This is a genomic window from Rhodococcus wratislaviensis (assembly GCF_900455735.1).
In the GTDB taxonomy this organism is placed as follows: domain Bacteria; phylum Actinomycetota; class Actinomycetes; order Mycobacteriales; family Mycobacteriaceae; genus Rhodococcus_F; species Rhodococcus_F wratislaviensis.
In genome coordinates this window covers 25138-36676 of sequence record NZ_UAUI01000005.1, presented here as the reverse complement: position 1 = coordinate 36676, position 11539 = coordinate 25138, and the positions used below count along the sequence as shown (strand labels likewise).

The window sequence follows — 11539 nt, the reverse complement described above, 5'->3', positions numbered from 1 at the left end:
TCCGGATCCGGTGACGTCCTTCGTTCTCGCCTCGGCTTCCCCGGCGCGGCTGGCTGTTCTGCGCAGCGCCGGGGTGGAGCCGGCCGTGCGAGTCTCCGGAGTCGACGAGGACGCTCTCATCGCGGCACTCGGTGCCGACGCCGCCCCGGAGCACGTCGTCACCGAACTGGCCCGCGCCAAGGCGAGCGACGTCCTCCCCGTTCTCGCCCGGGACGGGATCTCGGACGCCGTGGTGGTCGGATGCGACTCCATGCTGCTCATCGACGGGTCCCTCCAGGGCAAACCCGGAACCGTCGACGTCGCCCGCGCGCGGTGGTCGGCGATGGCCGGCCGTAGCGCGACCCTGCTCACCGGGCACAGCGTCCTGCGGATCGCGGAGGGCGCGGTGGTGGGTGACGCACACGATCACAGCGCCACCGTCGTCCATTTCGCGAGCCCACCGGACGCCGATCTGGAGGCCTACCTCGCGACCGGGGAACCACTGCAGGTCGCGGGCGCGTTCACCCTGGACAGCCTCGGGGGTTGGTTCGTGGACCGAATCGAGGGCGATCCGTCCAGCGTGATCGGGATCGGTCTGCCGCTCGTCCGGAGGTTGCTCGCGGAGGTCGGCGTCGGCGTCGCCGAGTTGTGGGCGTCGTCAGGCCGCGTCGGCTGACCGTTCGTCGACCTGCTGGTTCCGGCGCGGAAGCGTCAGCGACGCCACACCGATCGCGGCCGCCACCGCCGCGATGATCCAGAGGATGCGGCGTTCTGCCTGGAGGAACGCCTCGCCTGCCGCTGATCGCGTCGATTCCCGTGCGGCCACCACCGCGGAATCGGCGATCCGCTGCTGAGTCGCACCGAGCGCCGCACCTCCGGAGGCCGGAGAACGGCATTCGTCCGGCACCTTCATCGGGGACGTCGACCCGAGTTGCTCCGTCGCGCATCGTACGAACGTCTCCTCCGCCCGCGGAATCAGCGCCGGCGGCACCCCGGCCTCGGCGAGCTGCGCGGTCAGCGCAGGCCGCTCGGCCTGCACCGCGTCCGCCGACTGCGTCGCGACGAGGTTGAAGAACACGACGCCGATCACTGCGAGCCCGATCGAGCTGCCCACCTGCTGGACTGTCGGGAGCAGGCCCGACACCGAACCTGCGTTGCGCGGCTGCACGGTCGCGAGGATCGCCGTCTGGAGCGGCGCCACGAACAAACCGAGGCCGGCTCCCCCGATGAACAGGGGTCCGGCCAGCGCCGACCACCGCGGATCGGTGCCCTCGTGCTGCAGTTGCGCCGCCAGCACGACGAGGGAGCCGGCGAAGAGCACCATCCCGAGAGGCAGGACGAGGTTGCCGATGCGCCGGTAGACGACGGCGGACGCCAGCGCGGCGAGGCCGGTCCCCAGGGCCCACGGCAACGTCATCACCCCGGCCCTGAGCGGTGAGAACCCGAACCCGAACTGCAGCGTGAGGGAGATGGTGAAGATCAACGACGTGAGCGTCCCGAAGAACACGAACGCGATGGCCGCGCCGAGCGAGAACGCGCGGTCGGTGAACAACTCGAGGCGCAGAACAGGGTCGCCGCCGCGGCGCCCGAGCCGCCACTCGTAGACGACGAACGCGATCAGGACCGGCACCGAACACAGCAGCATCACCACGATCGACGTCGGCCAGCCACGTTCCCTCCCCTCCGCGAGCGGAAAGATCAGGAGGAACAGGCCGACCGCCGACAGCACGGCGCCGCCCACGTCGAGTCGGCGGATGCCGTCGGGCTTCGCATCGACCAGATAGAAGTAGCCGAGGACCAGCGCCGCGAGTCCGATCGGGAGGTTGACGAAGAAGATCAGCCGCCAACCCCAGTCGAAGAGGTCCCACTGGATGAGAAGTCCGCCGACGAGCGGACCGCAGATCGTGGCGAGCCCGATGGTCGCGCCGTAGATTCCGAACACGCGCGGGTGGGAGCGTTTCGGAAAGAGTCCCGAGATGATGGCGAACGTCTGAGCCGACATCGACCCCGCCGCGAGGCCCTGCAACGCCCGCGAGACCACGAGAGCGGTCGGCGACTGGGCCAGGCCGCAGAGCAGTGAGGCGACGATGAAGACGGCCAGTGCGGTGAGGAAGACGCGTCGCCGGCCGAGTAGATCCCCCAGTCGCGCCGCTGTGATCAGCGAACATGCGAAGGACAGCGTGTAGACGCTCACCATCAGCAGCTGCGCCGACACCGAGGCGCCGAGATCGACCGCGATGCTCGGAAGCGCGACGTTGACGATGGTCGCGTCCAGGAGTTGCATGAATACGGCGGCGAGACTGGTGGCCAGACCCAGCCACGGGACCCACCGACCGAGTTCGCCTCGATAGAGTGCGTCACGCTGAGTCGCAGGCATCCGGACAGGCTAGCGGCTCGAACCTCACAGAATGCTGTGAGGTGGTTCAAAGGTTGCTGGATAATACGCGAAGAACTTGCAGCGTAGAACCCTTTTGCCCGACACTTGACTGGACCGGGACCGACCTGTAATCAGTCTCATACTTCTTTACCTCTCGCGGTAAGGCACTCGGTGCCGCATCCTGTTGCGAGAAGTCCGTGCCACACCCGACCGAACTCGCAACCGATTCGACACCCGAGGAGCCGCTCGATGGACTTGAACTTGATCACCCACTGGAAGCCAGAGCCTGGGAGGGTCGTCGAGTGGAAAGTCACGGACGCGAGTGCACGTGCGGCTGCCGAAGCGCCGGTGGATCCGGCACTGCCGACCACCATGCAGGAGCGGCACCTGCGGCGGGCCCGGCTGGCGGCGAACAACGGCGAGACCCAGTCCCCGTGGATCGGCATCGCGTTCGACTTCCCGGGCAGGCTCGACCGCGCCGCGATGACCCGGACCCTCGAGCGTTACATCCTGCGGCACGACACGCTGCACAGCTGGTTCTCGTTCGAGAACGCGGACGCCGACCCCACGGACACCGCGAACGCGGTCCGGCGGCACGTCGTGCCCGTCGACTCAATCGCCCTCACGGCGCACGAGGGCGAGAACCTCACCACCCCTGAACAGGTCCGCGACCACATCGCCGCGCGCTTCGCGAACGACACGAGCGCGCTGGCCTGGCCTGCATTCGTGTTCGGCGTGGTGGAACATTACGACGCCGCGGCTCCCGGGACCGACGACAGCTTCACCCTGTTCCACGCCGTCGATCATGCGCACACCGACATGCAGTCGATGATCCTCACGTTCGCCGAGACACGAATCATCTATCAGGCCGAACTCGACGGTGTCCAGCCCGAGCTGCCCGATCCGGGAAGCTACGTGGAATACAGCCGGCGGGAGCGGGAGAAAGCGGCGACGCTGACCCTCGCCTCCCCCGAGGTGCACGGCTGGATCGGTCACCTCACCCGCAACGGCGGCACCTTCCCGAGTTTCCCCCTCGACCTCGGGGCGTCGGACGAACCGAAGCCGGCCATCGGCAGCCGATTCGACCTCGCCGACGCCGACGAGTGCGAACGGTTCGGTGCCGTGTGCAAAGCACACGGTTCCAACTTCATCGGCGGCGTGTTCGCGGCCCTCGCCATCACCGAACACGAACTGGTCGGGCGCGACCGCTACATGGCGCTGTCCCCCCTCACCACCCGCACCGACCCGCAGTTCTACTGGTCCCAGGGGTGGTTCATCAATCTCATTCCGGTCGGGTTCGCCCTCGAGGACGCCACCACGTTCACCGGGCTCGCCCAGCGCGCACAGGACGCCTACCGGTCGGGCAAGGCGCTCGGCGAAGTATCGGTGCAGCAGGTGATCGACACCGTTCTCGCTCAGGCCGGCCCCGAGGCGATGTCGCAGCCCACCACACTGGCGCCGCCTCCGATCGTGTCGTACATCGACGGGCGGCGATTGCCGCAGACCGAGAGCTTCACCTCGACGCGGGCGACCGGCATCGTGGGCGGCAAGGCCACCCAGATCGCGTCGATCTGGATCAACCGCGTCCTCGAGGGCACGTGGATGGCCGTCTCACACCCCGACACCGACGAGGCGCACCGGTCCGTGACCGCATATGCGGAACGGTTGTCGACCATCATGAGAACCGTTGCCCGCGAGGGCGATTACACGGTGTCACCGTTCGTGCCGGCGGCGGCGGACTCCGCGACTGCCGCAGGGGTGGAGTAGTGCACGTCACGTCGATCGACCGGTACATGCTCGAACCCGGCCTGGTGACGGAATGGTCCGTCGCGCCGGGCGAGATTTCCCCGTCCGCGGTGCCGCCGTCGTACAACCAGCAATTCCACCTCGACACCGCACGGACCCACGGGGTCGGGCGAAGCGTCTGGATGGCAGCGGCATTCGACCTTCCCGGGACACTCGACCGGGACGCGCTCGCGCAGGCTCTGGTGCATTTCATCCGGCGTCACGACACTCTGCAGACCGGCTTCGACGTGAGCCCGGACGCGATGGCGCGCGTGGACCTCGATCCCGAGGACATCACCGTCGTCGCGTCCGAGTCCTCGGCGACGACGTCACCGGACGAGCTCCGCGACCATCTGCGGTACCGGTTCACCGAGGCGTGCGACCCGCTGACGTTCCCCGCGTACCTGTTCGCCACCATCGAGCGCGACTCGCACTACACCGTCGTCAGCGCGTTCGATCACACACTCGTCGACGGATACTCGCTCGTCATCGCGCTGGGCGAACTCCGGCAGATCTATCAGCGAATCATCGGACTCCGCGGCTCCGCTGTGCTCACGGAAGCGGACCTGACGAAGGAACTCGGCGATCCGGGGAGCTTCCTGCGGTACTGCGAACTGGAGGCCGAGGCGCCCGTCACGGAGATCGGCGACCCCCGGGTGCGCGAATGGGCACGCTTCTACGAGCGCTGCGGCGGCACCGCGCCCAGTTTCCCGCTCGATCTGGGTGTCGAGGCGGGCAGGCCCGCCCCGCAGGGAGCGGACGTCCGCCCCCTCCTCGACGCCGCCGGCACCGAGCGGTTCGAGGAAATCTGCCTGGACTCGGGGGGAAGCCTGTTCACCGGGACGCTCACCGCGATGGGCATGGCAGTGCACTCGATCAACGGCATCTCCCGGATGCCGTTGCAGTTTCCGCTGCACATTCGCCAGGACCCACAGTGGGCCAATGCGATCGGGTGGCTCACGACGAGCGCGCCGCTGACGGTCGAACTGACCCCCGACTGCGACTTCCAGTCGTCCCTGGCGCACACCCACGCCTCGTTCCGGACGGCCCTCACGCTCAAGGGTGTGACGATGGCCCAGGTGCGGGCGGCTCTCGGTGACGGATATCGCCGCACCCGCACGGATGTGTTCATGGTCTCCTACATCGATTACCGCAGACTGCCCGGCACCGACGATCACGACGAGCTGAACGCACACCACATCAGCAACGTGACGGTCGCGGACGACGCGCAGTTCTGGATCTCACGCACGCAGCGGGGTCTCGCGTTGCGGTCGCGGTTCCCCGAGACGCCGACGGCACGCCGGGCGGTCACCGAGTTCCTGGTGCGGCTGCGGGACATCATGCACGACATCTGCGAGAACGGCGTCACTCCCATCGCGGAGCTCACCAGTCAGCTGAACCTGGAAGGCACTCCGGTCGTCTGACCGCCGGAGGGCTCGAACAGTCGTCGCCGCATCGCGTCGGCGATCTTGGCTGCCTCGACCGTGGCCCGGTGCGCGACGTCGCCCGCGAACAACTCGTCGACGCTGGACGTCCACAGTTCGACCCAGCGGTCGAAGTGGCGGTCGGTGAAACCGTGCCGGCCGTGCAGCGCCCGGTGTACGGCGAATGCGCTGCCGCGGTAGACGCCGGTGCGCAGCAGGATCGTCTCCCAGAAGTCGCACATGACGGGCAGGTGGTCGTCCAGGCCGATCACCGCGAGCGTCTCGAAGGCCGGTTCGAGGACCGGATCGGCGAATGCTCGGCCGTAGAAATGCCGGAGCAGCAGTTTCAGGTCGGCGCGCGTCGAGATGTCGGGCATGGGGCCTCCGTTCGGGTGCGAATGTACGCGCCCGCGCGGCCTCCTTCACCGTCCGCGGAAGGTAAGTGTGAACGCCGGTCGGAAGAACGTCCGGCGTCCGCCTAGAATTGACGCCGTCCCCGTCGCATCTGCCCCAGGAGCCCACCCGTGCCCGTAGCGCCAGATCCCACCCAGTCCTTCGCCGAGTACGCCAATCCCGGTCGGCTCGTGTCGACGGAGTGGCTGTCCGCGAATCTGGGCACACCCGGCCTCAAGGTGGTGGAGTCGGACGAGGACGTGCTCCTCTACGACGTCGGCCACATCCCCGGCGCCGTCAAGGTCGACTGGCACCTCGATCTCAACGATCCGGTGACGCGTGACTACATCGACGGCGAGCAGTTCGCCGAGCTGATGAGCCGCAAGGGCATCAGCCGCGACGACACCGTCGTGATCTACGGCGACAAGAGCAACTGGTGGGCGGCGTACGCACTCTGGGTGTTCACGCTGTTCGGGCACGAGGACGTCCGCCTCCTCGACGGTGGCCGCGACGCGTGGATCGCCGAGAACCGGGACACCGCGTTCGACGTCCCCGAGACCTCCCCCACCGACTACCCGGTGGTCGAGCGCAACGACGCCCCGATCCGCGCATTCAAGGACGACGTGCTCGATCACCTCGGCAAGGGGCCGCTGATCGACGTGCGTTCGCCTCAGGAGTACACCGGCGAGCGCACCCACATGCCCGACTACCCGGAAGAGGGCGCGCTGCGCGGCGGCCACATCCCGAGCGCGCTGAGCATTCCGTGGGCCAAGGCAGCCGCGCCCGACAGCCGGTTCCGCTCGCGCGGTGAACTGAACGAGATCTACGGCGGTGTGTCCGCCGACGACGACATCGTGGCGTACTGCCGCATCGGTGAGCGTTCCAGCCACACCTGGTTCGTCCTCACCCACCTGCTCGGTTACCCCACCGTCCGCAACTACGACGGTTCGTGGACGGAGTGGGGCAACATGGTTCGCGTTCCGATCGTCAGGGGTGAAGAGCCGGGAGACGTTCCCGGCGCATCGTCATGACCGAACTACCCGATTCGCTTGCCGAGATCGTCGACGACTTCGCTGCCGTCGACGGCTCGGACAAGCTGCAGTTGCTGCTCGAGTTCAGCCGGGAACTGGCACCTCTGCCCGCCGAACTGGAGCAGGACGCGATGGAACCGGTGCCCGAGTGCCAGTCCCCGTTGTTCCTGTCGGTCGACGACTCCGATCCGGAACATGTGCGGCTGCATTTCAGCGCGCCCGCGGAAGCGCCGACGACACGCGGTTTCGCGTCGATCCTGCACCAGGGCCTGGACGGGCACAGCGCTGCCACCATCCTCGGCGTTCCGGACGATTTCTATTCCGCGCTCGGGCTCGCCGACGCCGTCAGTCCCCTGCGGCTGCGCGGCATGTCCGCGATGCTCGCGCGAATCAAGCGGCATCTTCGCAGCTAGGCAGGGTCTGAACACACACTGATGGAATTCACCGAACTTGCCGACTACCCCGTTCCGGTGGGCGCGCTCACCGAATGGTTGCCGTGCGCCCGCTCGGAATGGGTGGACGATCCTCGCCCGGCCTCGTACATCCACGAGGCGCACCTGCGCCGGTGCTCCGACTCCGGCGGTCGCGAATCGTGGCTTGGTACCGCCTTCGAGATTCACGGCACGCTGAACGTCACCGCCTTTCGGTCGGCGCTGGAGAAGTGGACGGATCGTCACGAGGTGCTGCGCTCGCACACGACGTTCGACGCGGAAACCGAGCGCGTGCGCCGGCGCACCGTGCCGCAGGGCGGGCTGCACGTGGGGGTCGTCAGCCACGGGTACGACGCCGCCGGTGGCGACAACTTCGCCCACCTGCAGCAACTGTTCGACGAGTACGCCTCACCGCACAGTTGGCCGTCGTACGTCTTCGCGACACTCGAAACCGTCGAACGCGACCGGTTCACGGTGTTCTTCGCGGCGGATCACTCGATCATCGACGGGTTCTCCATCGTGCTCGTCGCCCACGAATTGACCGCCCTGTACGAGGAGGCACTGTCCGGCCGGACGGCCAACCTGTTCCCCGTCGGCAGCTACATCGACTTCGGCCGTGAAGAGCGTGAGAACTCCACCGACGCCGAGGTGAAACGTGAGGCCCTCGACGTGTGGCGGTCGGCACTCGAGGGACCGGGGCTCCCCGAGTTCCCGCTCGAGGTCGGCCCGCGCACCTCGTACGCCCAGCAGAACCTGTCTGCCTGGATTCTCGATGCCGACCAGGCAGCGGCATTCAACTCGGCGTGCCGCGAGGCGGATGTGGGGTTCTTCGCAGGCCTGCTCGCATGTCTGGGTATGGCCGGGGCGGAAGTGGCAGGGGATCAACGCTTTCGGACCGTCACTCCGGTCCATACGCGACACTCCCCGCAGTGGGCGTCCGCACTGGGATGGTTCGTGGGTCTCAGCCCGATCGACTTCGAGGTGACGTCGCACGACTTCGCCGCCGTCGCCCATGAAGCCGCCGAGAGCGTGGCCCGGACGAAACCGATCTCGGTGGTTCCGTTCGATCAGATCGAGAAGGAACTCGACATCCCCATCCGGCCGCGCTTCGTCGTCTCCTACATGGACGTCCGGTTCGTTCCCGAAGCGGGCCGCTGGCACGAGCGCAACGCCCGGGCGCTGCGGAGCCGGCAGTACACCCACGACGTCTACGCCTGGATCAATCGAACCCCCCGAGGTGTCAATCTGGCGGTCCGATATCCGGGCAACGACATCGCTGCCGCGAGCGTCCACACGTGGGTCGGGAGCCTCCGCAGACAACTGGAACAGGTTTCAACCAGCTACCCATCGGTAGGGTTGCGAAGCGTCGGACAGGCCTGACGGGAAATTTCGATCCGGTGACAACACGGATCGGTTCGGTGCTTAGACTCCGAAGTGATGCCGTAAACGACCGCTGGTGACACCCACGGGAGCCACCGCGGAGACAGAACATGCGAACCACAGGAGGCTCAGTGCCCAGTCATGCCAGCGCGCACATCACGAAGGTGCTCGTCGCGAACCGCGGTGAGATTGCAGTGCGGGTGATCCGGGCCGCAGCCGATGCCGGCCTGGCCAGCGTCGCCGTCTACGCCGAACCCGACGCCGACGCCCCGTTCGTGCGCCTGGCCGACGAAGCCTTCGCCCTCGGCGGGCAGACCTCCGCCGAGTCCTACCTGGTGTTCGACAAAATTTTGGATGCCGCCGCCAAGTCCGGCGCCGACGCCATCCACCCCGGCTACGGCTTCCTCTCCGAGAACGCCGACTTCGCCCAGGCCGTGATCGACGCCGGCCTGATCTGGATCGGCCCCTCCCCGCAATCGATCCGCGACCTCGGCGACAAGGTCACCGCCCGGCACATCGCCGAAAAAGCCCAGGCCCCGATGGCCGCCGGCACCAAGGACCCCGTCAAGAACGCCGACGAGGTCGTCGCCTTCGCCAAGGAATACGGGGTCCCCGTCGCCATCAAGGCCGCGTTCGGCGGCGGCGGCCGCGGCATGAAGGTCGCCCACACCATCGAGGAAATCCCCGAACTGTTCGACTCCGCCACCCGCGAGGCCGTCGCCGCGTTCGGCCGCGGCGAATGCTTCGTCGAACAGTATCTGGACAAGGCCCGCCACGTCGAAGCCCAGGTCATCGCCGACCAGCACGGCAACGTCATCGTCGCCGGCACCCGCGACTGCTCCCTGCAACGCCGCTTCCAGAAACTCGTCGAGGAGGCCCCCGCCCCGTTCCTCACCGACGACCAACGCCACCGCATCCACACCTCCGCCAAGGCCATCTGCAAGGAGGCCGGCTACTACGGCGCCGGCACCGTCGAATACCTCGTCCAGGGCGACACCGTCTCCTTCCTCGAGGTCAACACCCGCCTGCAGGTCGAACACCCCGTCACCGAGGAAACCGCCGGCATCGACCTGGTCCTGCAGCAGTTCAAGATCGCCAACGGCGAACACCTCGACCTCACCGAGGACCCCACCCCCCGCGGGCACTCCTTCGAATTCCGCATCAACGGCGAGGACGCCGGCCGCGGCTTCCTGCCCGCCCCCGGCCCGGTCACCACGTTCATCCCGCCCACCGGCCCCGGCGTGCGAATGGACTCCGGCGTCGAAACCGGCAGTGTGATCGGCGGCCAGTTCGACTCCATGCTCGCCAAACTGATCGTCACCGGCGCCACCCGCGACGAGGCCCTCGCCCGCGCCCGCCGCGCCCTCGCCGAATTCCAGGTCGAGGGACTGGCCACCGTCATCCCGTTCCACCGGGCCATCGTCTCCGACCCCGCCTTCATCGGCGACGGCACCGGCTTCGACGTCTACACCAAGTGGATCGAAACCGAATGGGACAACCAGATCGAACCGTTCACCGGCACCCAGCCGATCGACGAGGACGAAACCCTGCCCCGGCAGAACGTCGTCGTCGAGGTCGGCGGCCGCCGCGTCGAGGTGTCCCTGCCCGGCCAGTTCACCCTCGGCACCGGCCCAGCCCCGGCCGGGGCGATCCGCAAGAAGCCCAAGGCCCGCACCCGCGGCGGCGCCCACGGCGGCGCCGCCTCCGGTGACGCCGTCACCGCCCCCATGCAGGGCACCGTCGTCAAGGTCGCCGTCGAAGAAGGCCAGCAAGTCGCCGAAGGCGACCTCATCGCCGTCCTCGAGGCCATGAAAATGGAAAACCCCGTCAACGCCCACAAGGCCGGCACCGTCACCGGCCTCGCCGTCGAACCCGGCGCCGCCATCACTCAGGGCACCGTCCTCGCCGAACTGAAATAGGCGCCTGCACCACTCGTGAGTCCTTCTCGACCCCCCGGGGCCGAGAAGGACTCACAGTAGTCTGTACGCATGTCTGACGTTCCCGAGATCCGTATCGGCACTGCCGAACGTGAGCAGGCCCTGAACTTGCTGAGCGAACATTTCGCGGCGGGCCGTTTGACGGTCCCCGAGTTCGACGAACGCAGTCTCGCGGTCACGAATGCCGCCACCCGCGGCGAGCTCGATCGAGTGTTCACCGACCTCCCCGCGACCACGGTCGGCACGCCCGCCAAAGCCGAATCGGCCGGCACCGACAACGACCAGAACTGGCGTCGCATCGTGATGTCGGTGATCCCGCTCGTCGCCCTCGTGCTGTTCTTCGTCGTCCCGGTCGACAACAGCTGGTTGTTCTTCCTGATGATCCCGGCCGCCGGCGCCATCCTGTTCGGCACCCGCGACGACCGCCACGGCCGAGATCGCCGCCGCGATCGGGACCGCTGACGTGGAACCTGTCGAGGTCAATGCGGGTGGCTGGTACCTGCGCGCGCTGCGCGCCGACGAACGGGTCGACGATCGTCCGGCGCTCGCGGAGGGTGGAATCGCCGAACCCGAGTACGTCGCCCGCCGCACGGCGCAGTGGCTGAACGACGAGCACTACTCGTGGGCGATCTGCCAGCCCAACACCGGCGAACTGCTCGCCGAGGTGGGGCTCACTCCGTCCGGGGACTCCGCGACCCTCACCGGCTGGGCGCGGGCCGGCAACGAGGACGCGCTCGCGAGCGGATCGGATGCGGTGCAACGGTTTGCGGAGGGCGCACTGGGGTTCACGGTCCAGCGGTGA

Annotated in this window: 11 protein-coding genes; 9 read left to right on the top strand and 2 right to left on the bottom strand. The window is 67.8% G+C overall.

The genetic code is table 11. From position 1 onward, the window contains the following. Nucleotides 1-10: 10 nt before the first annotated feature. On the top strand, nt 11-655 hold the full coding sequence (locus tag DTA22_RS09420) for a Maf family protein (protein WP_112299289.1): 645 nt from the start codon (nt 11-13) through the stop codon (nt 653-655). Here the strand turns inward: DTA22_RS09420 and DTA22_RS09415 are convergent. Beyond that, nucleotides 638-2356, bottom strand: a complete 1719-nt coding sequence (locus DTA22_RS09415; RefSeq protein WP_112299288.1) for an MFS transporter — start codon at nt 2354-2356, stop codon at nt 638-640. The two genes, DTA22_RS09420 and DTA22_RS09415, sit on opposite strands and share 18 nt — an antisense overlap. 249 nt (nt 2357-2605) lie before the next feature. Here DTA22_RS09415 and DTA22_RS09410 point away from each other — a divergent pair, with 249 nt between their 5' ends. Together DTA22_RS09410 and DTA22_RS09405 are read left to right on the top strand one after the other, a co-directional pair. After that, nucleotides 2606-4123: a condensation domain-containing protein gene (locus DTA22_RS09410; protein WP_112299287.1), complete on the top strand. Its 1518-nt coding sequence runs from the start codon at nt 2606-2608 to the stop codon at nt 4121-4123. Further along, nucleotides 4123-5565 (top strand): condensation domain-containing protein, encoded by a 1443-nt coding sequence (locus tag DTA22_RS09405; RefSeq protein ID WP_112299286.1) that lies wholly within the window; start codon nt 4123-4125, stop codon nt 5563-5565. The genes DTA22_RS09410 and DTA22_RS09405 overlap by 1 nt, the downstream gene beginning before the upstream one ends. Here the strand turns inward: DTA22_RS09405 and DTA22_RS09400 are convergent. Then, entirely contained in the window at nt 5532-5942 is a 411-nt protein-coding gene (locus tag DTA22_RS09400) for a group III truncated hemoglobin (RefSeq protein WP_112299285.1), read from the bottom strand. The two genes, DTA22_RS09405 and DTA22_RS09400, sit on opposite strands and share 34 nt — an antisense overlap. Nucleotides 5943-6089: 147 nt before the next feature. Between DTA22_RS09400 and DTA22_RS09395 the strand changes: the two genes are divergently transcribed. The 6 genes from DTA22_RS09395 (at nt 6090) to DTA22_RS09370 (ending at nt 11539) form a co-directional block, all read left to right on the top strand. Beyond that, a complete protein-coding gene (locus tag DTA22_RS09395) occupies nt 6090-6989 on the top strand; it encodes a sulfurtransferase (RefSeq protein ID WP_112299284.1) in 900 nt (299 codons plus the stop codon). Beyond that, nucleotides 6986-7402: a SufE family protein gene (locus DTA22_RS09390; protein WP_037241309.1), complete on the top strand. Its 417-nt coding sequence runs from the start codon at nt 6986-6988 to the stop codon at nt 7400-7402. Before DTA22_RS09395 ends, DTA22_RS09390 begins: the two co-directional genes overlap by 4 nt. 21 nt (nt 7403-7423) lie before the next feature. After that, nucleotides 7424-8800, top strand: coding sequence for a condensation domain-containing protein (locus DTA22_RS09385; RefSeq protein WP_112299283.1), 1377 nt, complete (start codon nt 7424-7426; stop codon nt 8798-8800). A 131-nt stretch (nt 8801-8931) separates the two neighbouring features. Beyond that, nucleotides 8932-10719 carry an acetyl/propionyl/methylcrotonyl-CoA carboxylase subunit alpha gene (locus DTA22_RS09380; RefSeq protein ID WP_112299282.1) on the top strand — a complete coding sequence of 596 codons (1788 nt, stop codon included), beginning with the start codon at nt 8932-8934 and terminating at the stop codon, nt 10717-10719. A gap of 69 nt (nt 10720-10788) precedes the next feature. Continuing rightward, complete coding sequence (locus DTA22_RS09375) at nt 10789-11199, top strand: DUF1707 SHOCT-like domain-containing protein (protein WP_112299281.1); 411 nt, start codon at nt 10789-10791, stop codon at nt 11197-11199. 1 nt (nt 11200) lies between these two features. Beyond that, nucleotides 11201-11539: a hypothetical protein gene (locus tag DTA22_RS09370; RefSeq protein ID WP_112299280.1), complete on the top strand. Its 339-nt coding sequence runs from the start codon at nt 11201-11203 to the stop codon at nt 11537-11539.

What these genes read in the sequence shown, in the direction of transcription:
- DTA22_RS09415 (WP_112299288.1), bottom strand. Translation starts at nt 2,356, where the DNA reads ATGCCTGCGACTCAGCGTGACGCACTCTATCGAGGCGAACTCGGTCGG.
- DTA22_RS09410 (WP_112299287.1), top strand. Translation starts at nt 2,606, where the DNA reads ATGGACTTGAACTTGATCACCCACTGGAAGCCAGAGCCTGGGAGGGTC.
- DTA22_RS09400 (WP_112299285.1), bottom strand. Translation starts at nt 5,942, where the DNA reads ATGCCCGACATCTCGACGCGCGCCGACCTGAAACTGCTGCTCCGGCAT.
- DTA22_RS09390 (WP_037241309.1), top strand. Translation starts at nt 6,986, where the DNA reads ATGACCGAACTACCCGATTCGCTTGCCGAGATCGTCGACGACTTCGCT.
- DTA22_RS09385 (WP_112299283.1), top strand. Translation starts at nt 7,424, where the DNA reads ATGGAATTCACCGAACTTGCCGACTACCCCGTTCCGGTGGGCGCGCTC.
- DTA22_RS09375 (WP_112299281.1), top strand. Translation starts at nt 10,789, where the DNA reads ATGTCTGACGTTCCCGAGATCCGTATCGGCACTGCCGAACGTGAGCAG.